Here is a 21,267-nt window from a genome sequence, read left to right as displayed (position 1 = left end):
ATCTCGCCCGACATCACATGTCGTGCTTCTTCGCCCGGCCGAAATCGGGGGCGTCCGTGTCCTGTCCGGCCTCGATGATACCACGGCGGATCGCCCGCGTCCGGGTGAAATAATCGAACAATTCCTCACCGTCGCCGGTGCGGATGGCGCGCTGCAGGGCAAAGAGCTCTTCGGTGAACCGGCCCAGCATCTCGAGCGTCGCCTGCTTGTTGGTCAGGAAGACATCGCGCCACATGGTCGGGTCGGAGGCGGCGATCCGGGTGAAGTCGCGGAAACCGGCGGCGGAGAACTTGATCACCTCCTGATCGGAGACCCGCGACAGGTCGTCGGCGACGCCCACCATGGTATAGGCGATCAGGTGCGGGATGTGGCTGACCACGGCGCAGACCAGGTCGTGGTGCTCGACCTCCATGCGTTCGCAATTGGCGCCGAGCGCGCGCCAGAAGGTCTCGACCGTCTCGACGGCGGCCATGTCAACGCCCTCGGGTGGCACGATCAGGGTCCAGCGGTTGTCGAACAGCGAGGCAAAGCCCGCCTCGGGCCCGGAATGCTCGGTGCCGGCCATCGGGTGGCTGGGCACGAAATGCACGCCGTGGGGGATATGCGGCGCGACCGCCTCTACCACCGCGGCCTTGACCGAGCCGACGTCGATCACCGTGGCGCCCGGTTTCAGATGCGGCGCGATCGCCTCGGCCACGCCGCCCATGGCGCCCACAGGCACCGCCAAAACGATGAGATCGGCATCCATGACCGCCGCCTCGGCGCTGTCGCAGACCGTGTCGCAAAGCGCGATCCGCCGAGCGGTGTCGCGGGTGGCCTCGGAGCGGGCATAGCCGCTGATCTCGCCCGCCACGCCGCCGCGGCGCATGGCATGCGCCAACGACGAGGCGATCAGCCCGAGACCGATCAGCGCCACCTTGCCATAGACCTGCGCCATCAGCTGCCCTCCCGCCAGCGCGTGAGCGCGGCGATCACCCGGCCGGTCTGGTCGGCGTCACCAACGGTGATCCGCAGCCCCTCGGGAAAACCGTAGCCGGTGACCCGGCGCACCAGGATGCCCTCGGATTGCAGCGCCCGGTCGGCCGCCGCGGCCTCGGCCTCATCGGCAAGGCGGGCCAGCACGAAATTGGCGTCGCTGTCGTCGCAGGCGATGCCCATCTGCCGCAGCGCGCCGGTGAGCCGGGCGCGCTGGTCGGCGTTGAGGGCGGCGCAGTCGCGCATCCAGTTGCCATCGCGCACCGCTGCCTCGGCCGCTGCCATTTGCAGTTCCGACAGGTTGAACGGCTGGCGCAGCCGGCGCAGCACGTCAATGATCTCTTGCGGACCATAGCCCCAGCCGACACGCAGCCCGCCGAGCCCGTAGATCTTGGAAAACGTCCGCGTCATCAGCACGTTGGGCCGCTGGGTGGCAAGGCGGGCACCGCCATCGTAGCCCTCGGCATATTCCGCATAGGCGGCATCGATCACCAGGATGACGTTTTCCGGCAGGCCATCGGCCAGCCGCGTGAGCGCGTCGTCGCTGAGCCGGGTGCCGGTGGGGTTGCCGGGGTTGGTGAGCAGCACGATCCGGGTGCGGTCGGTCACCGCGTCAAGGATGGCGTCGACATCGACCCGGCGGTCGGTCTCGGACACGCAGACCGGGGTGGCGCCGCTCATGTGGATCAGCACCGGGTACATCGAGAAGCCATGCTCGGTGTGGATGATCTCGTCGCCCGGGCCGGCAAAGCCCTGGGTCACGAATTGCAGCACTTCGTCTGAGCCGACGCCGCAGATGATCCGGTCGGGGTCGAGCCCGTGGACCTCGCCGATGGCGCGGCGCAGGGCGGCGTGATCGGTCGAGGGATAGAGATGCATCCGCCCCGCCGCCGCCGCCATCGCCTCTTGCGCGGCCGGCGGCACGCCGAGAGGATTCTCGTTCGACGACAGCTTGAGCACGTCGTCACGGCCGGCGATCTGCGACTTGCCGCCTTCGTAGAGGGCGATCTCCATGATCCCGGGTTGCGGGGTGATCAGCGTCATGAGGGGGCTCCTTTCCGGGAAACCTCTTAGAGCGCTCCGCCCGGCAAGGGAAGGTGCTGCTTGGCCGCGGTGCTTTTGTGCGCCTGGCCTGCCCTGGGGCGTGGTCGCGGGTGTCGAAGGGGGAGGCGCCGGATCAGGTCCGGCGCGGGGTCGCTGCGGTTGGCGGGGGTCGTGCAGAGTGCCGCGAGCCGGGCCAGTGGCTGCCCGCGGGGTGCCGCTTTGACGGTGGTGACTTGACACTTTATGGCAACAAAATCCGTAGAACCTTTATGGGAACCGCCTGCAGTAGCCAAAGCGGCAGCCCGTCACGCCGAAAGCGTGCCACTATCATCGGCGCACCATTGGTGCGACGGGGCGGGCAGCCGCTGGCCTCTCACACTTTGCAGGCAAAGTGCTGTCGGCAGGCGTTTGCGCTGCAAACGCCGAGAGACCGGCGGGCTGCAGCCTTGTTCCGGGCCGGCGTCCCCCAGCAGCAGGAGGCGGGTCGCGGCAATGCCCGGCTCAGCTTGCCAGCACGTTGCGGAACAGCCAGGGGTCGCTCTCGTCGATCTCCTCGGGGAAGTGCTCCCAGCGGTCCTGAAGCGGCGTCCAGTCGGTGTAATGCGCCTCGACCGGGCCGAGATAAGGCCGCTGCACCTCGAGACAGCGGGCATGGTCCATCTCGTCGGTCTCGACAATCCCAGCCTGCGGGTTCTCCAACGCCCAGACCATCCCCGCCAACACCGCCGAAGTCACCTGCAACCCGGTGGCATTCTGATAGGGCGCCAGGTCGCGGGTCTCTTCGTTGGACAGCCGTGAGCCGTACCAGAGCGCGTTCTTCTCGTGACCGAAGAGCAGCACGCCCAACTCGTCGATGCCTTCGACGATCTCGTCCTCGGTGAGGATGTGGTGCTTTTGCTGCTGCTGGCCCGAACCGAACATCTCGTGCAGCGACAGCACCGCGTCGTCCGAGGGGTGATAGGCGTAGTGGCAGGTCGGACGGAACTCCGGCGCGTGGCCCTCGCCCACCGTGTAATAGTCCGAGATCGAGACCGCCTCGTTATGGGTCACAAGGAAACCGAACTGCGGGCCGGGGGTGGGGCACCACGAGTGCACGCGGGTGATCGCGCCGGGACGCTCCAGCCAGATCGCGGACTGGCAGCCTTTGTCCTGACGATGGGCGTTCTCGGGGAACCAGGTCTCATGCGTGCCCCAGCCAAGCTCGGCCGGCTGGAAGCCCTCGGCAATGAAGCCCTCGACCGACCATGTGTTGACGAAGACGCCCCGCGGCCGCGGCGTGCGGCGGGCCTGGGTGTCGCGCTCGGCGATGTGGACGCCCTTGACCCCGAGCGATTGCATCAGCTTCGCCCAGCCGTCGCGGTCCGCAGGCGTCTCGGTCTCGCGGCCGGTGTCCTTGGCCAGGGTCAGCAGCGCCTCCTTGACGAACCAGCTGACCATGCCGGGATTGGCGCCGCAGCAGGAAACGGCAGTGGTCCCGCCGGGGTTGGCCGCCTTCTCGTCGCGCACCTTCTGGCGCAGGGCATAGTTGGTGCGCGCGGCATTGTCCTCGGTGTCGAAGTAATAGCCCGCCCAGGGCTCGACCACGGTGTCGATATAGAGCACGCCCAGCTCACGGCAGAGCTTCATGATATCGAGCGAGGAGGTGTCGACGCTGAGGTTGACGCAGAAGCCTTTTCCGTCCGGGAACAGCCCGCCCAGCACCTCGCGATAGTTCTCGGGCGTCAGCGCGGTGTCGACGAAGCTCAGCTTGTGCTGGCGCAGGAAGTTGTGATGGCCCTTGTCGGGCTCGATCACCACGAACTGATCCGCATCATATTCGAAGTGCCGTTCGATCAGCGGCCAGGTGCCCTTGCCGATCGAGCCGAAGCCGATCATCACGATGGGCCCGTCAATGCGGCCGTAGATGGGATAGTCCTGTGTCATGCGCCCACTCCCCGGGGTCTGAATGAACAAAAGGCCGCGCTGACGAGCGCGGCCTTTCGGAACATCGGTGCCAGAACGGATTAGTTCTGAGCGTAATATTCGATGACGAGATTCGGTTCCATGACGACCGGGTACGGCACGTCCGACAGGCCGGGGGCGCGCACGAAAGTCACCTTCAGCTTGGAGTGGTCGGCGTCGATGTAATCGGGCACGTCACGCTCGGGCAGCTGGGTGGCTTCGAGGATTGCCGCCATCTGCTTGGATTTCTCGCGAACCTCGATCACGTCGCCCTCTTTCACACGGTAGGAGGGGATGTTGACCTTCTGGCCGTTCACGGTCACGTGGCCGTGGTTCACGAACTGGCGCGCGGCAAACACGGTGGCGACGAACTTGGCGCGGTAGACCACGGCGTCGAGACGGCGCTCGAGCAGGCCGATCAGGTTCTCACCGGTGTCACCCTTCACACGTTCGGCTTCGCGGTAGATGCGGCGGAACTGTTTCTCGGTCAGGTCGCCGTAGTAGCCTTTCAGCTTCTGCTTGGCGCGCAGCTGCAGACCGAAGTCCGACAGCTTGCCCTTGCGGCGCTGGCCGTGCTGGCCGGGGCCGTATTCGCGGCGGTTCACCGGGGACTTCGGGCGGCCCCAGATGTTTTCGCCCATGCGGCGGTCGATCTTGTACTTGGCAGAGGTGCGTTTTGTCACCGTCTGGTCTCCTTTATATTGGCATGTCGGCTTGTTCCGAAAACCGGTTGCCACTTCTCGGGCCGAAATCGCGTCTCCGCCTCGGACCGTAAGTGCGCGCCGGACCCGGAAAGGGCCTCGTGCCATCTGCAAAGGGCGTTGTCCTCTAAGACCTCGGTTCCGAGGCTTCGACAGGCATCCCCTTGCGGGGGCCACCAACACCAATGAAGCCGCGCGTATACACCAGCCCATGGCAGAGTCAACAGCGCCGGTCCCGGTTTCGGCCCGGCTTTCGGCGCCGAGGCTCAGCCGCGGGCCAAAGCGGCGCAGGCGGCGTGGCGCGGGCAGCAGGTCAAGTGGTCGTTGACCAGCCCGCAGGCCTCCATGAAGGCATAGGTGATCGTCGGGCCGCAGAACCGGAAACCCGCCTTCTTGAGATCCTTCGACACCTGCTCCGAGAGCGGCGTGAACGGCGGCACCTCGGCATCGCTGGCAAAGCGGTTCTGCAACGGCACCCCGTCAACATAGCGCCACAGGAAGTCGTCGAACCCCTGCCCCAGCTCGAGATAGGCGCGGGCATTGGTGATCGTGGCCTCGATCTTGCCGCGGTGGCGGATGATGCCGGGGTTGGCCAGAAGGCGCGTCACCTCGGGCGCGCCCCATCCGGCGATCACCTCCGGGTCGAAACCGGCAAAGGCGGCGCGGAACGCCTCGCGCTTCTTGAGAATGGTGATCCAGCTCAGCCCGGCCTGAAAGCCGTCGAGGATCAGCTTTTCCCAGAGCGCGCGGGCGTCATATTCCGGCACCCCCCATTCAGTGTCGTGATAGGCGATGTAGATCGGCTCCGGCCCGGCCCAGCCGCAGCGCCTGCTGTCATGATCCATCTGCGCCTCCGCTTTTGTTGGGCGATGTAAACCCGAGATTAAACCTTGTTGCCCAGATTGGCCCTGACCGCAACGGAGGGTCCGGCAATGGATGAGCGAGCGAGGCAGCACGCCCCGCGCAGGGAAAGCCGCAACGCGCTGGCAGAGGCGCTGATGCTGCGCGACGGCGACACCCTGCGCATGGTCGAGGAGGCGGTGCGTCACAAGCAGGTGATGCTGGCCTATCAACCGGTGGTGCAGGCCCGCCGCCCCGACCGCATGGCGTTCTACGAGGGGCTGATCCGGGTGCTGGACGAAACCGGGCGGGTGATCCCCGCCGCCGAGTTCATCGACACCATTGAAGAGACCGAGACCGGCCGCCGGATCGACTGCCTGGCGCTGGAAAAGGGCCTGCTGGCGCTGGCGCGCACGCCCTCGCTGCGGCTGGCGATCAACATGTCGGCCCGCTCGATCGGCTACCGGCCCTGGACCCGCACCCTCGAGCGCGGGCTCAGATCCGATCCGACCGTGGCCGAGCGGCTGATTCTCGAGATCACCGAAGGCTCGGCAATGCTGGTGCCAGAGCTCGTCATCGGCTTCATGTCGGACCTGCAGAAACGCGGCATTGCCTTCGCGCTCGACGACTTCGGCGCCGGCTTTACCGCCCTGCGGCATTTCAAGCGGTTCCAGTTCGACATCCTCAAGATCGACGGCCAGTTCATCCGCAACATCCACGCCGACCCCGACAACCAGGTGCTGACCCAGGCGATCCTGTCGATCGCGCAGCAGTTCGACATGTTCACCGTGGCCGAGAATGTCGAAAACGCCGAGGATGTTGCGACACTTACCGCGATGGGCGTCGATTGCCTGCAGGGCTATTTCTTCGGCGCTCCAACGGTCTCGCCCGGCTGGCTGGCCCCGCGCGAGAGCCGCGCCAGCGCCTGACAGTGATGCTTTTTCGGGCAGTTTGAGAACACCTCGCCGCGAGCGCCGCCCGCGGGCACGGAACGGTTGTGAGAACGGCAGGCATAGGCTATTTCATCGTCTCGAGCGGCGGGGGGATATCGGGCCGCAAGGTGAGGTCCTGATATCGTCCCTGCGCCACAAACGGTGAAGGAAGAAACCATGACCAATGTCGTTATCGCCTCGGCCGCCCGGACCCCTGTCGGGTCTTTCCTGGGCTCGTTTGCCAATACGCCCGCCCATGACCTCGGCGCCACCATGCTCCGGGCGCTTGTCGAGCGCGCCGGCATCGACGGATCCGACGTGAGCGAGACCATCCTCGGCCAGGTTCTGACCGCAGGCCAGGGGCAGAACCCGGCCCGCCAGGCGCATATCAACGCCGGTTTCCCGCAGGAATCCGCCGCCTGGGGCATCAACCAGGTCTGTGGCTCGGGCCTGCGCGCCGTGGCGCTCGCCGCCCAGCACATCCAGCTTGGCGATGCCACGATCGTGGCCGCCGGCGGCCAGGAAAACATGTCGATGTCGCCCCATTGCGCCAACCTGCGCCAGGGCCAGAAGATGGGCGACATGAAATACATCGACACGATGATCCGCGACGGACTCTGGGATGCCTTCAACGGCTATCACATGGGCCAGACCGCCGAGAACGTGGCCGAGAAGTGGCAGATCAGCCGCGACCAGCAGGACGAATTCGCCGTCAGCTCGCAGAACAAGGCCGAGGCCGCTCAGAAGGCCGGCAAGTTTGCCGATGAGATCGTGCCCTTCACCGTCAAGACCCGCAAGGGCGACATCGAGGTCAAGGACGACGAATACATCCGCCATGGCGCCACCATGGAAGCGATGCAGAAGCTGCGCCCGGCCTTCACCAAGGACGGCTCGGTCACCGCGGCCAATGCCTCGGGTCTCAATGACGGTGCCGCCGGTGCGCTGCTGATGTCGGCCGACGAGGCCGAGCGCCGCGGCATCGAGCCGCTGGCCCGCATCGCCTCCTATGCCACCGCCGGGCTCGACCCGTCGATCATGGGCGTCGGCCCGATCTATGCGTCGCGCAAGGCGCTGGAAAAGGCCGGCTGGAAGGTCGAGGACCTCGACCTGGTGGAAGCCAACGAGGCCTTCGCCGCCCAGGCCTGCGCGGTCAACAAGGACATGGGCTGGGATCCGGCGATCGTCAACGTCAACGGCGGCGCCATCGCCATCGGCCATCCGATCGGTGCCTCCGGCGCCCGCGTGCTCAACACCCTGCTGTTCGAGATGAAGCGCCGCGACGCCAAGAAAGGCCTCGCCACGCTCTGCATCGGCGGCGGCATGGGCGTGGCGCTCTGCGTCGAACGGCCCTGATTCATGCGTCGGCCGGGGCGACTCGCCGCCCCGGCCACCCCGCGAAAAGCTTAGGATAAATCTTGTCGCGTCCGAATAGCGCAATAAAGTTGCGCGGTATTTTGTGACGCGGTACCCCTATTACAATGCAGTTTGATTTGGAGGAAGATCATGGCACGAACAGCACTCGTCACCGGAGGATCGCGCGGCATCGGCGCGGCGATTTCCAAGGCGCTCAAGGAACAGGGTTGCACGGTGGTCGCCACCTATGCCGGCAATGACGAGGCCGCGGCCAAGTTCACCGAGGAAACCGGCATCAAGACCTACAAGTGGAACGTCGCCGATTACGACGAATCCAAGGCCGGGATCGAAAAGGTCGAATCCGAGGTCGGCCCGATCGACATCGTGGTCGCCAACGCCGGCATCACCCGCGACGCGCCGTTCCACAAGATGACGCCGCAGCAGTGGAAAGAGGTGATCGACACCAACCTCACCGGCGTGTTCAACACCGTCCACCCGATCTGGCCCGGCATGCGCGAGCGCAAGTTCGGCCGCGTCATCGTGATTTCCTCGATCAACGGCCAGAAGGGCCAGTTCGCCCAGGTGAACTATGCCGCCACCAAGGCCGGCGATCTCGGGATCGTGAAGTCTCTGGCCCAGGAAGGCGCCCGCGCCGGCATCACCGCCAATGCCATCTGCCCGGGCTACATCGCCACCGAGATGGTGATGGCCGTGCCGGAAAAGGTCCGCGAATCGATCATCGGTCAGATCCCCGCAGGCCGTCTCGGCGAGCCCGAGGAAATCGCCCGCTGCGTGAGCTTCCTCGCCTCCGACGACGCCGGCTTCATCAACGGCTCGACGATCTCGGCCAACGGCGCGCAGTTCTTCGTCTGAGCGTCTTTGCTCCGCGCCCGCCGGGCAGCTGAACACCACCAGATGGCCGGTCCCCGCGACCGGCCATTTCTTTGCAGGCCCCAGTGCGGCAGATGCCAAGACAGCAAAAAGGGGCGGAAAACCGCCCCTGTCCAGTCACTTCGCGGCCGGCCCGGGGCCGGCGCACGGGTCACAGCAGACGACACGCCGCGGCGTGCCGTCGCCGGAGTGTCTTAGTGAACTTGCTCCGCAATCCGCGAAATTTCTTCCTTCAGTCGCAACTTCTGCTTTTTGAGGTCCGCGATCGTCAGGTCATCCGTACCGGGCGCCCGCTGGGCTTCCTCCACCCTGTCCGACAGTACCTGATGCTTCTTCTTCAATTCGTGCAGGTGCGAACTCAAGCTCATGAGGATCCTCCTATGGTATCGTGTGGACTCTCAGTGCAGCACATATTTCCGGTTGTGTCACGCTGCGTCTGCGAAAGCCTGCAAGCCGCCGCCTATGCCAGACCGGACGCCGCGCCGAACGGCAAGGCTGCCCCGTTTCGCAGCACATCCGAGATCACCGGCGCATAGTCGTCGCCGTCGCCGGCATGCACTGCGCCGCAATGCAGCACCAGCGGCGCATGCAGGCGGAACGCCGCCCCGCCGCCCTTGCGCCCACGCAGCAGCACCAGCCGCGCCGGGCGGCCCGCTCGCGGCGCCAACGGCTGCACCTCGAGCGATCCCAGCCGGCCTTCGCAGCCCGCCAGCATCTCCGGCAGCCGCTCGGCGCGCTGGATGACAGTGGCAGTACCGCCGGGCTTCAGCCGCCGCGCCGCCACGGCGATCCAGTCCGACAGCGCCAGCGCCTCGCCACGGCCGGTCTCGCGCCCGGCGTCGGGGCTGGCGGAACTGTTGTCGCGCCGGAAATACGGTGGGTTTGCAATCACATGGTCGAAACTGCGGGCCTTGAGCGCAGCGGGAAGCGTGGTCAGGTCGGCGGTGGTGATCTCGACCGAGAGCCCGTTGCGCGCCGCGTTCTCGCGCGCCAGCAGCGCGTATTCGGGCTGCAGCTCGACCCCATCCAGTCTCAGCCCCGGCACCCGCGCGCCCAGGCACAAAAGTGCCGTGCCGACACCGCAGCCCAGCTCCAGCACCGCCTGACCGGGCCGCGCCGCGACGCTGGCCGCCAGCAGGACCGGATCGATGCCGGCGCGATACCCCCGGCGCGGTTGCAGGATCTGCAGCCGGCCGCCGAGAAAGCCATTGTCGGTGGTCTCAGTCGAGACGGATGTCATGGTCATGCATCAGCACCCGGGCGCGCGCCAATTCATCTCTGCGCACCATCAGCCGGCGCGGCAGGATGCCGATCGATCCTTCGAGCACGCTCATATTTACGTCCAATTCAAACCATTCTATACCCTCGTCCTGCAACAGGGCGGTGGCATAGGCGATGACGGTGATGTCATTGGTGCGCAACAGCTCTTCCATGTCGGCGATGTAAGGGCAAGGCGGCGCGCATGTCGAGCCTTGTGACGGGAGTGTGATGAGCTTGGACAATGCGGTGGCAAAACCTCACGAACGGCTGGCCGAACTCCTCGCCGGTGATCTCGAGGCCGTGGGCTGCGTGATCCGCGCCCGCATGGCGTCGAAACACGCGCCACGCATCCCCGAGGTGACGGCGCATCTGGTCGATGCCGGCGGCAAGCGGCTGCGGCCGATGCTGACGCTGGCCTGCGCGCGGATGTGCGGCTACGAGGGCGAGGATCACGTCAAGCTGGCGGCGACGGTGGAATTCATCCACACCGCGACGCTGCTGCACGATGACGTGGTCGACGAGAGCGCCCAGCGCCGCGGCCGACCCACGGCGAACCTGCTCTGGGACAACAAGTCGAGCGTGCTGGTGGGCGATTACCTCTTTGCGCGCGCCTTTCAGCTGATGGTCGAGCCGGGCGATCTGCGGGTGCTCGACATCCTGTCGAACGCCGCCGCGACGATTGCCGAGGGCGAGGTGCTGCAGCTTTCGGCCGCGCAGAACCTGGCCACCGGCGAGGACATCTACCTGCAGGTGATCCGCGGCAAGACCGCCGCGCTGTTTTCCGCCGCGACCGAGGTCGGCGGGGTGATTGCCGGCCGTCCGGAGGCCGAGGTGCAGGCGCTGTTCGACTTCGGCGATGCGCTGGGGATCGCCTTTCAGATGGTCGACGACCTGCTGGATTACTGGGGCTCCGAGGCCACCGGCAAGAACGTCGGTGATGATTTCCGCGAGCGCAAGCTGACCCTGCCGGTAATCAAGGCGGTGGCGCTGGCAGACACCGAGGAACGCGCCTTCTGGAAGCGCACCATCGAGAAGGGGCAGCAGGACGAGGGCGACCTTGAACACGCACTGGTGCTGCTCGACCGGCACGGCGCGCTCGAGGCGGCGCGTCAGGACGCGCTGGCCTGGGCCGACAAGGCACGCACGGCGCTGACCCGCCTGCCGGAGCATCCGATCCGCGAGCTGCTCGACGACCTTGCGAGCTACGTGGTGGCCCGGGTCAACTGACGCATTCCCGTCCCGGGCCCGACCCGGGACCTCATGGTTTTCAGCACGCGAGAGGCCCCGGATCAGGTCCGGGGCGCAGGGTCAGGCCAGCCGCGCCGCTGTCACCCACCAGTCGGGCTGCGCCTGTTGCAGCCGGTGCGCCGCCGCCTCGGCGGCTGTCCGGTCCGCGAACAGCCCGAAACAGGTGGCGCCAGACCCCGACATCCGCGCCAGCCCGGCGCCTGCCCGTGTCAGCGCTGCGAGGACCGTGCCGATCACCGGCGCCGCGGCCAGCGCCGGCGCTTCGAGATCGTTGCGCTGATCGCCCAGCCAGCGGACCAGCTCCCCGCCCGCGGGCAGTGCCGCCATCGGCGGGTTCTGCTTCGACGCCAGGCCGCGAAACACGACCGGGGTGGGCACTTCGACGCGCGGGTTGACCAGCACCGCATGCAGCACCGGCAGGGTCAGCGGCTCCACAGCCTCTCCGATCCCCGACATCCGCGCCGCGCGCGCCAGCAGGCAGACCGGGACATCGGCCCCGAGCGCCAGCGCATCGCCATCAAACGGTCGGTCAAAGGCCGCCGCCATCGCCCGCAGCACCGCCGCCGCGTCGGAAGAGCCGCCGCCAATCCCTGCCGCGGCTGGCAGGCGCTTGTCGAGAGTGATCGCCACCGGTGCGCCGAAGGCCTGCGCCGCGCGCCAGCAGAAGTTGCGGGCGTCCTCCGGCACGCCCGAGGCCATCGGACCGGTCACGCACAGCGACATCTCATCCGCCGGCGTTACCCGAACCACGTCGCCCACATCGGCAAAGACCACCAGCGACTCGAGCAGGTGATAGCCATCGGCGCGCTGGCCGGTGACATGCAGCGTCAGGTTGATCTTCGCCGGGGCGAAGGCCTCAGTCGGCGCCATACTCCACCACCTCGAGCGGCGGCGCGCCCTCCTCGGCCAGCACCGCATCGAGCCCCACATCCAGCTTGCGGCGGATGCGCTCGGGGTCGGCCTCGCCGTCGGGATCATCGGGATCGACAAAGCTCAGCGCCCGGTGCCACTGGAACCGCGCCTCGAGCTTGCGGCCCACCGCCCAGTAGACATCGCCGAGGTGATCGTTGACCACCGGATCGACCGGCATCAGCTCGGCGGCGCGCTCCATGTGGCCCACCGCCTCGCCATAGCGGCCAAGGCGGTAGAGCACCCAGCCGAGGCTGTCGACGATATGGCCGGACCCGGGCCGCATCTCGACCGCGCGTTCGATCATCGCCAGCGCCTCGTCGAGGTTCTGCCGCTTTTCGACCAGCGAATAGCCGAGGTAGTTGAGCACCTGCGGCTGGTCCGGGCTGAGATCGAGCGCGCGGCGGAAATCGGCCTCGGCCTCGGCCCAGTCGTCGCGCCGCTCATGGGCGATGCCGCGGGCGAAGAACACGAACCACTGCGCCTGTTCCGGCTCGCCATAGAGCGTCACGGCGCGGTCATAGGCCTCGACCGCGGCGTCGTAATCGGCCTCGCCGCGATAGAGATCGCCGAGCGAGACATGCACGATCGGCAGGTCACCATGGGTCTCTGCCAGCGCCTCGAGCGTGGCGATCGCACCGCCGATATCGCCAGAGGCGCGCAGCGCGTCGGTCTTGCCCAGCGCCGCGGCGTGATAGGCGGGGTGATCCTCGGCCACCCGATCATAGGTCGCCACCGCCAGCTCGTGGCGGCCCAGATCCTCCATCAGCTGCGCGGTCAGCAGGATGGCGTCGACATGGCCGGGCCGCAGGTACTCGGCGATCTGGGTATAGAGCAGGGTGTAGTCGTCGCCTGCCTCGCCCTCGAGCGCGCCGGCGATGGTATAGAACACCTCGGCCATGCCCTCGCGCGGCGAGCTGACGATGTCGAAGCTCACCGGCGCCTCGGCCTGCAGCGCCTCGCGCAGGGCGCTGAGGCCGGGGTCGAGCCGGGCGTTGAAGCTCTTGTCCATCAGCGCCGCCGCCTCGTCGTTGCGACCCAGCTGGCTCAGCACCTGCACCCGCGCGACAATGCCGCGCCGGGTCAGCAGCGCGCCGCCGGCAGCGTCGTCCGACATGATCTCGGCGGCGCGTTCGAAATCGCCGACCGAGGCCAGCGCCAGCGCCTTGTGATAGGCGGCAAAGCTGCCCAGCCCCTTTTCTTCGGCAACGTCGTCGAAGGCCACCAGCGCAGCGCTCATGTCGCCCTGCCCGAGCCGTGCCCAGGCGGCGAGCAACCCGTCGACCAGCGGGCCGATGCCGCGGCTGTCGTCGATCATCGCGAGAATGTCGCCGTAGCGGCCCTCATGGGCGTGGCCGGCGGTCAGCGCCATCTGCGCCAGTTGCGAGCGGATGCCCATCTCCTCGAGCTGGCGGGCATGGCCAAGCGCGCGCTCGACCTCGCCCAGCGACAGGCGGGCGGCGCCGGCGGCCTCGATCAGGCTGGGGTTTTCCGTGTCGAGCGACAGGGCCTGTTCGTAGTAATCCGCCGCCGCCTTGAAATCGGTCTGATAGCCGGCCTGCCGCGCCGCCAGATAGGCGCCCGACAGGGTCGCGGCCGTGGCCGGCGCCGCCGTGGCAAGCGCAAGGCCCGTGGCCACGATCCATCCAAATCTCTTCGCTGTCACCCGCTGCTCCTCATTCGCTTGCCATCAACCTAGATTGGTGTCGGTAAACAGGCAATGCAGCGGGCCGATATATCCCCTCGTCGGCGATTTCACGTCACCGTGAGGGGGAGGGTCAATGGCGTCGCGACAGCCTGTCGTGCATCTGGCGCACCAGCCGGCTCGCCGTTGTCTCGCAGAGCGCCGGGAACACCGCGTGCACCAGCGCCGCACCGCCGGCCAGAAACAGCAGCCCGGCAAACCCCAGGGCAAAGCGCATGTGCTGGAAATAGCTCTCGTTGACCGAGGCGGGGTGGGCGGTGAAGAAGGCGACGGGGCCGGTGGGTGCAGACATGAGGTTCTCCGTTTCTGGTTGCCTGCAGTCTAGCGCCGCCGGGCCGGGCGCGGATCCCATTCCGCCTTGCCAAACGCAGGTTTCCCGGGACATCATCCCAATCATGACACAACTCGACCCATTCGATCTCAAGATCCTCGCCGCCTTGCAGCGCGATGCCACGCAAAGCATGGATGCACTGGCCGAGGCCGCCGGCCTGTCGCGCAATGCCTGCTGGCGGCGGATGCGCAACCTCGAAGAGCGCGGGGTGATCCGCAAGCGGGTGGCGCTGCTCGATCCGCAGCGCGCCGGCTGTCCTCTGCAGGCCTTCGTCATGGTGCGGACCAATGCCCATGATGCCGATTGGATGGAGAAATTCGACCGCGCCGTCAGGGTGCTGCCGGAAATCATCGGCGCGCATCGCATGACCGGCGATCTGGACTATGTGTTGCGGGTGCGGGTCGCCGATGTGCCGGCCTATGATGCCTTCTACAAGAAGTTGATCGCCATGGTGCCGGTTTCGGATATCTCTGCCAGCTTTGTTATGGAAGACATCAAGGACACCACCGAACTGCCGCTCTAGAGCCGGAGACCCCATGACCGACACCGAGATTGCCACCACCGCCGAGGCCTATGAGGCGACCGCCCTGCCCCGCCGGCTCGAGGCGCATACCGACGACAGCCCGCGGGGCGTGCGTGACGATTGTGTCACCGACCGGCCGGTGGCGCACAAGAGCGCGGCGGAATGGGCCTACGAGCGGCTGGTGCTCTATATCCGCGACTTCGAGGCCGATCTCGACAATGCCCATGAGGTGGCGATGGGGTTCACCGGCTCGCAGGCCGGGGTGATGCGGATCGAGGGCATGGGGTTCTTCGATCCCGACATCCTCACCTTCTACGGCACCGATCCGCAGGGCGGGCGCAGCCAGCTTGTGCAGCACGTCAGCCAGCTCAACGTGATGCTGCGCGCGCTGCCGAAACTGGTCGAGACCGAGGCGCCGCGGCGGATCGGCTTCCGGCTGGCGCAGAAGCTCGAGGATGCGGCCCGCGACCCGGTTGAAGAAGCGACATAATCGCGCGCCGAAGGAGGCGTGACAGGCCGAAAGGAATCCGCTACATCCGCGGACGAACCAGTTCAGAGGAAGTGACAGATGGCTGATCACAAGCACGGCGAGATGGACATCACCGTCCAGGAAGAAACCTTCAACGGCTTCGTCAAGGCGACGATCCGGGTCGTGGTGGCCTCGATCCTGATCCTGCTGTTTCTCGCGATCTTCAACTCCTGACACCTGGCCGGGGCCTGACAGATGAACAAGCTGATCGCGGCCTGCCTGGGCCTCGCGCTTCTGGCGGGTTGCGCGGCCACGCCGGACCGGTCGCGGCAGGATGACCTTGCTGTGGTGCAGCGCGCCGCGTATCGCCACGATGGCCCGCCGGCGCTGACGCTCTACACGATGATCAACAATCGCACCGGCGCGGGGGCGCATTCCAGCCTGATGATCAACGGCTCGCAGCGGGTGATCTTCGATCCCGCCGGCTCGGTCCAGCACTCCCAAATCCCCGAACGTGGCGACGTGCTCTATGGCATCACGCCGCGGATCGAGGAGTTCTATGCCCGCGCCCACGCCCGAGAGACCTTTCACGTGGTGATCCAGCGGATCGAGGTCGATGCCGCCACCGCCGAGAAGGCGCTGCAGCTGGCGATGGAAAATGGCGCGGTGAGCCAAGCGTTCTGCGCCCAGGCCACCGGCGCGATCCTGCGCCAGCTTCCGGGGTTCGAGAGCATCCGACCCACGTTCTTTCCGGTGGGTCTCAGCGAGCAGTTCGGCGCCCTGCCCGGCGTGACGAGCCGTACGCTGCGGGAAAACGATTCGGACGACAAATCCGAGGCGATCGCCCGGTTCGATGCCGAACAGCGGGCGCGACAGGGTCAATAAACCCATCCCTCCAAAGGGACGTCTGGCCTCAAAAAGGCGACAGGCCCGCTTCCCTCAGCCCAGCAGGTAGAGACTGAGATAGAGCCCCGTGGCCCCCGCCACGATGGCCGCCAGCACGTTGCGCGTGACCAGCCCCACCAAGATCGTCGCGGCGGCGGCGATCATCCGCGGGCCGTCCGGGCTGCCGCCGGTGGCCGCCGGCCAGACCACCAGCGGCGCCACCAGACCCGGCAGCAGCGCCACCGCGGTATAGCGCAGGTGGCGCAGCACCCAGGCCGGCAGGTTGCGGGCGCCGACCATGCCGGTAAAGCTGAAGCGCAGCAGGAAGCTGCCCAGCCCGAGGCCCACGATCACCACCCAGATCTCCGACGTCGTGATCATTGCACCGCCTCCGTCCCGCGGCGGCGGTTTTCGATCTGCCGCTCGGCCTCGGCCCCGGCCATCATCGCCGCGACACCGGCGACCAGCAGCCCGAGATTGTAGGGCAGGAAGGCAAAAAGCAGCGCCATCACGACCGACACCAGCGCTGCGATCACATGCGGCAGGGTGCGCAGCATCGGCGCAATGATGGCGAGAAAGGTGATCGGAATGGCGAAATCCAGCGCCATCCACTCCGGCACGCTCTTGCCCAGAAGCGCCCCCGCCACCGTCGCCGCCCACCACAGCGGCGAGACCGCCAGCGCCGCGCCGAGGAAATAGGCCACCCGGTTGCTCACCGGCATCGCCGGCTCCCTCTCGAAGGTGACCGAGCTGACCGCGAAGCTCTGGTCGAGGGTGAAATAGGCCACTAGCGCCCGCTGCCAGACCGGTGCGGCGCCGAGATAGGGCGTCAGCGCGGCGGAATACATCGCCATCCGCAGGTTGACCGCCAGCGCCGAGATCAGCACGATCACCAGCGGCACATCCTCGGCCATCAGCTGCAGCGCGGTGAATTGCGCCGCACCGGCGATCACCACCACCGAGAAGGTCAGCACCTCGAAGACGTTGAGCCCGGCCTCGGTGGCGACCACGCCGAACAGTGCGCCGAAGGGAATGATGACGAGGATGAAGGGCGCGCCGTCGCGCATCCCGCGCCAGAAATCGCGTTTGGGGGTGGAGGGTGGCATGGCTCTATCCTAGGTTCGCCCAAGCCCTACTAAGAGACGCCGGGAGACGCAATTGCCCACCGACCGTGACCCCCGCCCCTATCTCATCGCCCCCGACCCCGCCGCGCCACGCCTGACGCGGGCGGTGCGCGGGGTCGATCATACCGGCACCGAACAGGAGATCTCGGTGGTCGAGGAACGGCCGCTGACGATCTATCTCAATGCCCAGGAGATCGTCACCGCGATGACCATCGGCGACTACCCCGAGTACCTGGCGCTCGGTTTCCTGCGCAACCAGGCCATGCTGGCCGATGACGACGAGGTGACGGGCGTCGACTATGACGCGGATCTCGAGGTGGTGGTGGTGCGCACCGCCCGCCAGACCAGCCACGAGGACAAGCTGAAGAAGAAGACCCGGACCAGCGGCTGCGCCCTGGGCACCGTCTTTGGCGACATGATGGAGGGGCTCGAGGGGCTGACCCTGCCCGCAGCCCGGCTGCGCGCCAGTTGGCTCTATGCGCTCTCGGCGCGGATCAACACCACCCCGTCGCTCTACCTCGAGGCCGGGGCGATCCATGGCACCGTGCTCTGCCAAGAGGACCGCCCGCTGGTCTACATGGAGGACGTGGGCCGGCACAACGCGGTCGACAAGATCGCCGGCTGGATGCTGCAGGAGGGGGTCTCGGGGGCCGACAAGATCCTCTACACCACCGGCCGGCTGACCTCGGAGATGGTGATCAAGACCGCGCATATGGGCATTCCGGTGCTGGCCTCGCGCTCCGGCTTTACCGCCTGGGGGGTCGAGATCGCCCGTCAGGTGGGGCTGACGCTGATCGGCCGGATGCGCGGCAAGCGCTTCGTCTGCCTCTCCGGCGAAGACCGCATCGACTGGGACGTCGACCCCGAGACCGTGCCGGACGAGCCGAAAAAGAGCCGCCGCAAGGGCGCCGGGTCGTGAGCGTGCTCGGCGTGATCCTCGCCGGCGGTCAGGCGACGCGGATGGGCGGCGGCGACAAGGGGCTGCTCGCCCTGGGCGGTGACACGATCCTCGGCCATGTCACCCGCCGGCTGGGGCCGCAGGTGGCGGCGCTGGTGCTCAATGCCAATGGCGATCCCACGCGCTTTTCGGGGTTGGGCCTGCCGGTGGTGGCCGACAGCATCCCCGGTTTTGCCGGGCCGCTGGCCGGGGTGCTGGCCGGGCTCGACCACGCCGCCGCGCAGGGCTACGACCGGATCGTCACCGCCGCCGCCGACACGCCGTTCCTGCCCGCTGATCTCGTGGCGCGGCTCGAGGCCGAAAGCCGCGGCCAGGTCCATCCGCTGGTCCTTGCCGCCACGCCGCGCGCCGCCGGCGAGGCGACCAGATCGATGTCGCAGTCGGGCCTCGTGCGCCACCCGACCTTCGGCCTTTGGCCGGTGGCGCTGCGCGATGACCTGCGCGCCGCCTTGGCCGACGGGCTGAAAAAGGTGGTGCTCTGGACTGACCGCCACGGCGGCCGCGAGGCGCGCTTTCCCGACCCTGAGGCCTTCTTCAACGTCAACACGCCCGAGGACCTGGCGCAAGCGGAGGCGCTGCTGGCATGAGGCTCTATGGCGTGACCGGCTGGAAGAACTCCGGCAAGACCGGGCTGATGGAGCGGCTGGTCGCCGAGATCACCGCCCGCGGCTTCACCGTCTCGACGGTGAAACACGCCCACCACAGCTTTGACGTCGACCAGCCAGGCAAGGATTCGCATCGTCACCGCATGGCCGGGGCGGCGCAGGTGCTGCTGGCCTCGCGCAACCGCCTGGCGCTGATGACCGAGCTGCGCGGCGAGGACGAGCCGCCGCTCGAGACCCTGCTGACGCAGCTCGCGCCCTGTGACCTGGTGCTGGTCGAGGGCTACAAGCGCGACCGTCATCCCAAGATCGAGGCCCAGCGCGCCGCCACCGGTCAGCCGCTGATCGCACCGGGGGATCCGACGATCCGCGCCGTGGCCTCGGATGCGGCGCCATCGCTCGACCGGCCGGTGTTTCACCTCGACGACACCGGCGCGATTGCCGATTTCATCCTGCGGGAGGTGGGATTGTGAGCTTTGACACCATTGCCATTCTCGACTGGTCCGGCGGCAATGACCGCGGCCCGCGCCCCAAGGCCGATGCGATCTGGCTGGCCGTGGTGCGACAGGGCGTGGCGGAGGAGCCGGTCTATCTGCGCAACCGGCAGGTGGCCGAGGCGGCGCTGTCGGAACTGATGGCCGAGGAACAGGCGGCCGGGCGGCGACTGTTTCTGGGCGTCGATTTCCCCTTCGGCTACCCGCAGGGCTTTGCCGAGGCGCTGACCGGCCGGGCCGATCCGCTGGCGCTCTGGGACTGGTTCGAGACCCGGATCGAGGATGCGCCGAAGTCGAACAACCGCTTCGATCTGGCCGGCGAGATCAACCGGCGCTTCGGCGGCACGGGCCCGTTCTGGAGCAACGGGCTGCCGCGCGACATCGACGGGCTGCCGCGCACCAAGCAGGGCTACCGCAATCCCTTTCCCGACCGGCGGGCCTGCGAGGACCGGGCCAACGGCGCCTTCACCTGCTGGCAGATGGCCGGCGCCGGCGCGGTGGGCTCGCAGGTCTTCATGGGGCTGCCGGTGCTCGAACGGCTGCGGCGGCGTTTCGACGTGGCGGTCTGGCCGTTCGAGCCGCTCGACCGGGCGGTGGCCCTGGTCGAGGTCTGGCCCTCGCTGCTGGCACCGCGCATCGCGGCCGAACGCGCGCCCGGCGAGATCAAGGACCGCGCCCAGGTGCGGGTGCTGGCCCGGGGGATTGCCGATCTGCCGGCCGAGACGCTGACGGCGATGCTGGATGTCACCGCGCCGGAGGAAGGCTGGATCTTCGGGCTGGGCTTCGAGGCGGCGCTGGCCGGCCCTGCCCTCGCCCCGCCGCCGCTGTCGAACGACTGCTTTGCCTTGCCGCCGGGGGTGGACTGGGTGCCGGTCGATGACGCGCTGGCGCATCTGCGCGACACGCTCGACCCGGTGGTCGCGGTCGAGGAGGCGCCGCTCGACGAAGCCGAGGGCCGCATCCTGGCGCAGGAGATCACCGCCCGCCGGTCGAACCCGCCGCAGGCCAATTCGGCGGTCGACGGCTATGGCTTTGCCGGTCCGCTGCCCGAAGGCGTCGCCCGCCTGCCGCTGGTCGCGGGCCGGGCCGCCGCCGGGGTGCCCTTCGCGGGCGCCGTGCCGTCGGGACAGGCGCTGCGCATCCTCACCGGCGCTGCCCTGCCTGTGGGGGTGGACACGGTGGCGCTGCAGGAAGACGTGACCACCGATGGCGGGCAGATCGCCCTCAACGGCCCGCTCAAGCGCGGCGCCAATGCGCGGCGGGCGGGCGAGGATGTCGGCGCGGGCGACACGGTGCGGCGCGCCGGGCGACGGCTGACGCCGGCGGACCTGGCGCTGCTGGCGGCGGTCGGGCATGGCGCGCTGCCGCTCAGGCGGCGGCTCAGGGTCGGCGTGCTCTCGACCGGCGACGAGATTCGGCCGCCGGGATCAGAGGCCGGACCGGGGCAGATTTTCGACGCCAACCGCCCGATGCTGCTGGCGCTGGCGCGGCGCTGGGGGTTCGCGGCGGTGGACCTCGGCATCGCGCCGGACGACCGCGCCGGCCTGCGGGACCGGCTCGATGCCGCGGCGGCGCAGGCGGATGTGGTGCTGAGCTCCGGCGGGGCCTCGGCCGGCGACGAGGACCACATGTCGGCGCTCTTGCGCGAGGAAGGCGCGATGCAGCTCTGGCGGATCGCGGTCAAGCCGGGACGGCCCCTGGCGCTGGGCACCTGGGGGCGCGTGCCGGTCTTCGGTCTGCCCGGCAACCCGGTGGCGGCGCTGGTCTGTGCGTTGATCTTTGCCCGGCCGGCGCTCGAGGTGCTGGCCGGCGGCGACTGGTGTGTGCCGCAGGGCTTCGACGTGCCGGCAGGCTTTGCCAAGCTCAAGAAGCCGGGGCGACGGGAATACCTGCGGGCACGGATGCGCGGTGGGCGGGCCGAAGTCTTCGGCTCTGAGGGCTCCGGCCGGATCAGCGGACTGAGCTGGGCCGAGGGGCTGGTGGAACTGCCCGACGGCGCGGCGGAGATCGCCGAGGGCGATCCGGTGCGGTTCCTGCCGTTCGCGAGTTTCGGGGTCTGACGGGCGCGGAGCTCAAGAGGTC

Annotated in this window: 25 protein-coding genes; 12 read left to right on the top strand and 13 right to left on the bottom strand. The window is 67.9% G+C overall.

The features are described from left to right. Nucleotides 1-13: 13 nt before the first annotated feature. From VOI27_RS12460 to VOI27_RS12440, 5 genes are all read right to left on the bottom strand, one after another. Complete coding sequence (locus VOI27_RS12460; RefSeq protein ID WP_323765673.1) at nucleotides 14-937, bottom strand: prephenate/arogenate dehydrogenase family protein; 924 nt, start codon at nucleotides 935-937, stop codon at nucleotides 14-16. Then, nucleotides 937-2,019 (bottom strand): histidinol-phosphate transaminase, encoded by a 1,083-nt coding sequence (gene hisC, locus VOI27_RS12455; protein WP_323765672.1) that lies wholly within the window; start codon nucleotides 2,017-2,019, stop codon nucleotides 937-939. The genes VOI27_RS12460 and hisC overlap by 1 nt, the downstream gene beginning before the upstream one ends. 501 nt (nucleotides 2,020-2,520) lie before the next feature. Then, nucleotides 2,521-3,942 (bottom strand): homospermidine synthase, encoded by a 1,422-nt coding sequence (locus VOI27_RS12450; RefSeq protein ID WP_323765671.1) that lies wholly within the window; start codon nucleotides 3,940-3,942, stop codon nucleotides 2,521-2,523. An 80-nt stretch (nucleotides 3,943-4,022) separates the two neighbouring features. Continuing rightward, nucleotides 4,023-4,643, bottom strand: a complete 621-nt coding sequence (rpsD, locus tag VOI27_RS12445) for a 30S ribosomal protein S4 (protein WP_323765670.1) — start codon at nucleotides 4,641-4,643, stop codon at nucleotides 4,023-4,025. A 284-nt stretch (nucleotides 4,644-4,927) separates the two neighbouring features. After that, entirely contained in the window at nucleotides 4,928-5,506 is a 579-nt protein-coding gene (locus VOI27_RS12440) for a DNA-3-methyladenine glycosylase I (protein WP_323765669.1), read from the bottom strand. An 87-nt stretch (nucleotides 5,507-5,593) separates the two neighbouring features. Here VOI27_RS12440 and VOI27_RS12435 point away from each other — a divergent pair, with 87 nt between their 5' ends. The 3 genes from VOI27_RS12435 to phbB all read left to right on the top strand — a co-directional run bounded on the left by VOI27_RS12435 (nucleotide 5,594) and on the right by phbB (nucleotide 8,659). Next, nucleotides 5,594-6,430 carry an EAL domain-containing protein gene (locus tag VOI27_RS12435; protein WP_323765668.1) on the top strand — a complete coding sequence of 279 codons (837 nt, stop codon included), beginning with the start codon at nucleotides 5,594-5,596 and terminating at the stop codon, nucleotides 6,428-6,430. Between the two features lie 180 nt (nucleotides 6,431-6,610). Continuing rightward, nucleotides 6,611-7,786 carry an acetyl-CoA C-acetyltransferase gene (locus VOI27_RS12430; RefSeq protein WP_323765667.1) on the top strand — a complete coding sequence of 392 codons (1,176 nt, stop codon included), beginning with the start codon at nucleotides 6,611-6,613 and terminating at the stop codon, nucleotides 7,784-7,786. Nucleotides 7,787-7,936: 150 nt separating this feature from the next. Next, a complete protein-coding gene (phbB, locus tag VOI27_RS12425; protein ID WP_323765666.1) occupies nucleotides 7,937-8,659 on the top strand; it encodes an acetoacetyl-CoA reductase in 723 nt (240 codons plus the stop codon). A 212-nt stretch (nucleotides 8,660-8,871) separates the two neighbouring features. Here the strand turns inward: phbB and VOI27_RS12420 are convergent, their stop codons facing one another. The 3 genes from VOI27_RS12420 to VOI27_RS12410 form a co-directional block, all read right to left on the bottom strand. Further along, on the bottom strand, nucleotides 8,872-9,045 hold the full coding sequence (locus VOI27_RS12420) for a YdcH family protein (protein ID WP_323765665.1): 174 nt from the start codon (nucleotides 9,043-9,045) through the stop codon (nucleotides 8,872-8,874). A 92-nt stretch (nucleotides 9,046-9,137) separates the two neighbouring features. Beyond that, nucleotides 9,138-9,923, bottom strand: a complete 786-nt coding sequence (locus VOI27_RS12415; RefSeq protein WP_323765664.1) for a tRNA1(Val) (adenine(37)-N6)-methyltransferase — start codon at nucleotides 9,921-9,923, stop codon at nucleotides 9,138-9,140. Continuing rightward, complete coding sequence (locus tag VOI27_RS12410; protein WP_048532770.1) at nucleotides 9,898-10,110, bottom strand: DUF2007 domain-containing protein; 213 nt, start codon at nucleotides 10,108-10,110, stop codon at nucleotides 9,898-9,900. Before VOI27_RS12410 ends, VOI27_RS12415 begins: the two co-directional genes overlap by 26 nt. Before the next feature lie 55 nt (nucleotides 10,111-10,165). On the opposite strand from VOI27_RS12410, the gene VOI27_RS12405 reads away from it, so the two are divergent. After that, entirely contained in the window at nucleotides 10,166-11,164 is a 999-nt protein-coding gene (locus VOI27_RS12405; protein ID WP_323765663.1) for a polyprenyl synthetase family protein, read from the top strand. Between the two features lie 81 nt (nucleotides 11,165-11,245). Here the strand turns inward: VOI27_RS12405 and VOI27_RS12400 are convergent, their stop codons facing one another. The 3 genes from VOI27_RS12400 to VOI27_RS12390 all read right to left on the bottom strand — a co-directional run bounded on the left by VOI27_RS12400 (nucleotide 11,246) and on the right by VOI27_RS12390 (nucleotide 14,091). Then, entirely contained in the window at nucleotides 11,246-12,055 is an 810-nt protein-coding gene (locus VOI27_RS12400) for a 4-(cytidine 5'-diphospho)-2-C-methyl-D-erythritol kinase (RefSeq protein WP_323765662.1), read from the bottom strand. Continuing rightward, entirely contained in the window at nucleotides 12,042-13,760 is a 1,719-nt protein-coding gene (locus tag VOI27_RS12395; RefSeq protein ID WP_323765661.1) for a tetratricopeptide repeat protein, read from the bottom strand. Before VOI27_RS12395 ends, VOI27_RS12400 begins: the two co-directional genes overlap by 14 nt. 112 nt (nucleotides 13,761-13,872) lie before the next feature. Beyond that, entirely contained in the window at nucleotides 13,873-14,091 is a 219-nt protein-coding gene (locus VOI27_RS12390) for a DUF6356 family protein (protein ID WP_323765660.1), read from the bottom strand. A 103-nt stretch (nucleotides 14,092-14,194) separates the two neighbouring features. Between VOI27_RS12390 and VOI27_RS12385 the strand changes: the two genes are divergently transcribed. The 4 genes from VOI27_RS12385 (at nucleotide 14,195) to VOI27_RS12370 (ending at nucleotide 16,007) form a co-directional block, all read left to right on the top strand. Beyond that, on the top strand, nucleotides 14,195-14,653 hold the full coding sequence (locus tag VOI27_RS12385) for an Lrp/AsnC family transcriptional regulator (RefSeq protein WP_323765659.1): 459 nt from the start codon (nucleotides 14,195-14,197) through the stop codon (nucleotides 14,651-14,653). A gap of 13 nt (nucleotides 14,654-14,666) precedes the next feature. Further along, nucleotides 14,667-15,143, top strand: a complete 477-nt coding sequence (locus VOI27_RS12380; RefSeq protein WP_323765658.1) for a DUF6173 family protein — start codon at nucleotides 14,667-14,669, stop codon at nucleotides 15,141-15,143. A gap of 78 nt (nucleotides 15,144-15,221) precedes the next feature. Then, nucleotides 15,222-15,356 carry an aa3-type cytochrome c oxidase subunit IV gene (locus VOI27_RS12375; RefSeq protein ID WP_323765657.1) on the top strand — a complete coding sequence of 45 codons (135 nt, stop codon included), beginning with the start codon at nucleotides 15,222-15,224 and terminating at the stop codon, nucleotides 15,354-15,356. Between the two features lie 21 nt (nucleotides 15,357-15,377). Beyond that, on the top strand, nucleotides 15,378-16,007 hold the full coding sequence (locus VOI27_RS12370) for a hypothetical protein (protein WP_323765656.1): 630 nt from the start codon (nucleotides 15,378-15,380) through the stop codon (nucleotides 16,005-16,007). 54 nt (nucleotides 16,008-16,061) lie between these two features. On the opposite strand, the gene VOI27_RS12365 is transcribed toward VOI27_RS12370, so the two are convergent. Further along, nucleotides 16,062-16,388, bottom strand: a complete 327-nt coding sequence (locus VOI27_RS12365; protein WP_323765655.1) for an AzlD domain-containing protein — start codon at nucleotides 16,386-16,388, stop codon at nucleotides 16,062-16,064. Next, complete coding sequence (locus tag VOI27_RS12360) at nucleotides 16,385-17,113, bottom strand: AzlC family ABC transporter permease (protein ID WP_323765654.1); 729 nt, start codon at nucleotides 17,111-17,113, stop codon at nucleotides 16,385-16,387. Before VOI27_RS12360 ends, VOI27_RS12365 begins: the two co-directional genes overlap by 4 nt. A 52-nt stretch (nucleotides 17,114-17,165) precedes the next feature. Here VOI27_RS12360 and VOI27_RS12355 point away from each other — a divergent pair, with 52 nt between their 5' ends. The 4 genes from VOI27_RS12355 to glp are packed head-to-tail and all read left to right on the top strand — an operon-like array spanning nucleotide 17,166 to nucleotide 21,245. Then, the gene (locus tag VOI27_RS12355; protein ID WP_323765653.1) at nucleotides 17,166-18,050 is read left to right on the top strand and encodes a formate dehydrogenase accessory sulfurtransferase FdhD; all 885 of its coding nucleotides are present in this window, start codon (nucleotides 17,166-17,168) and stop codon (nucleotides 18,048-18,050) included. Then, complete coding sequence (mobA, locus tag VOI27_RS12350; RefSeq protein WP_323765652.1) at nucleotides 18,047-18,676, top strand: molybdenum cofactor guanylyltransferase MobA; 630 nt, start codon at nucleotides 18,047-18,049, stop codon at nucleotides 18,674-18,676. The genes VOI27_RS12355 and mobA overlap by 4 nt, the downstream gene beginning before the upstream one ends. Beyond that, a complete protein-coding gene (mobB, locus tag VOI27_RS12345) occupies nucleotides 18,673-19,164 on the top strand; it encodes a molybdopterin-guanine dinucleotide biosynthesis protein B (RefSeq protein WP_323765651.1) in 492 nt (163 codons plus the stop codon). The genes mobA and mobB overlap by 4 nt, the downstream gene beginning before the upstream one ends. Further along, entirely contained in the window at nucleotides 19,158-21,245 is a 2,088-nt protein-coding gene (glp, locus tag VOI27_RS12340) for a gephyrin-like molybdotransferase Glp (RefSeq protein ID WP_323765685.1), read from the top strand. The genes mobB and glp overlap by 7 nt, the downstream gene beginning before the upstream one ends. Nucleotides 21,246-21,267 lie beyond the last annotated feature (22 nt).

This window comes from Marinovum sp. (assembly GCF_034669705.1).
In the GTDB taxonomy this organism is placed as follows: Bacteria; Pseudomonadota; Alphaproteobacteria; order Rhodobacterales; family Rhodobacteraceae; genus Marinovum.
The sequence above is the reverse complement of the archived record's forward strand: the minus strand, read 5'-3'. Positions and strand labels throughout refer to the sequence as shown.

Bases quoted from the DNA above. Each gene is read 5' to 3' on its own strand.
- VOI27_RS12365 (WP_323765655.1), bottom strand. From the start codon at position 16,388: ATGATCACGACGTCGGAGATCTGGGTGGTGATCGTGGGCCTCGGGCTG.
- VOI27_RS12370 (WP_323765656.1), top strand. From the start codon at position 15,378: ATGAACAAGCTGATCGCGGCCTGCCTGGGCCTCGCGCTTCTGGCGGGT.
- VOI27_RS12400 (WP_323765662.1), bottom strand. From the start codon at position 12,055: ATGGCGCCGACTGAGGCCTTCGCCCCGGCGAAGATCAACCTGACGCTG.
- VOI27_RS12435 (WP_323765668.1), top strand. From the start codon at position 5,594: ATGGATGAGCGAGCGAGGCAGCACGCCCCGCGCAGGGAAAGCCGCAAC.
- VOI27_RS12450 (WP_323765671.1), bottom strand. From the start codon at position 3,942: ATGACACAGGACTATCCCATCTACGGCCGCATTGACGGGCCCATCGTG.
- VOI27_RS12410 (WP_048532770.1), bottom strand. From the start codon at position 10,110: ATGGAAGAGCTGTTGCGCACCAATGACATCACCGTCATCGCCTATGCC.
- VOI27_RS12420 (WP_323765665.1), bottom strand. From the start codon at position 9,045: ATGAGCTTGAGTTCGCACCTGCACGAATTGAAGAAGAAGCATCAGGTA.
- VOI27_RS12440 (WP_323765669.1), bottom strand. From the start codon at position 5,506: ATGGATCATGACAGCAGGCGCTGCGGCTGGGCCGGGCCGGAGCCGATC.
- VOI27_RS12460 (WP_323765673.1), bottom strand. From the start codon at position 937: ATGGCGCAGGTCTATGGCAAGGTGGCGCTGATCGGTCTCGGGCTGATC.
- mobB (WP_323765651.1), top strand. From the start codon at position 18,673: ATGAGGCTCTATGGCGTGACCGGCTGGAAGAACTCCGGCAAGACCGGG.
- VOI27_RS12430 (WP_323765667.1), top strand. From the start codon at position 6,611: ATGACCAATGTCGTTATCGCCTCGGCCGCCCGGACCCCTGTCGGGTCT.
- hisC (WP_323765672.1), bottom strand. From the start codon at position 2,019: ATGACGCTGATCACCCCGCAACCCGGGATCATGGAGATCGCCCTCTAC.
- VOI27_RS12375 (WP_323765657.1), top strand. From the start codon at position 15,222: ATGGCTGATCACAAGCACGGCGAGATGGACATCACCGTCCAGGAAGAA.
- VOI27_RS12360 (WP_323765654.1), bottom strand. From the start codon at position 17,113: ATGCCACCCTCCACCCCCAAACGCGATTTCTGGCGCGGGATGCGCGAC.
- VOI27_RS12405 (WP_323765663.1), top strand. From the start codon at position 10,166: ATGAGCTTGGACAATGCGGTGGCAAAACCTCACGAACGGCTGGCCGAA.
- VOI27_RS12415 (WP_323765664.1), bottom strand. From the start codon at position 9,923: ATGACCATGACATCCGTCTCGACTGAGACCACCGACAATGGCTTTCTC.
- VOI27_RS12385 (WP_323765659.1), top strand. From the start codon at position 14,195: ATGACACAACTCGACCCATTCGATCTCAAGATCCTCGCCGCCTTGCAG.
- VOI27_RS12380 (WP_323765658.1), top strand. From the start codon at position 14,667: ATGACCGACACCGAGATTGCCACCACCGCCGAGGCCTATGAGGCGACC.
- phbB (WP_323765666.1), top strand. From the start codon at position 7,937: ATGGCACGAACAGCACTCGTCACCGGAGGATCGCGCGGCATCGGCGCG.
- VOI27_RS12390 (WP_323765660.1), bottom strand. From the start codon at position 14,091: ATGTCTGCACCCACCGGCCCCGTCGCCTTCTTCACCGCCCACCCCGCC.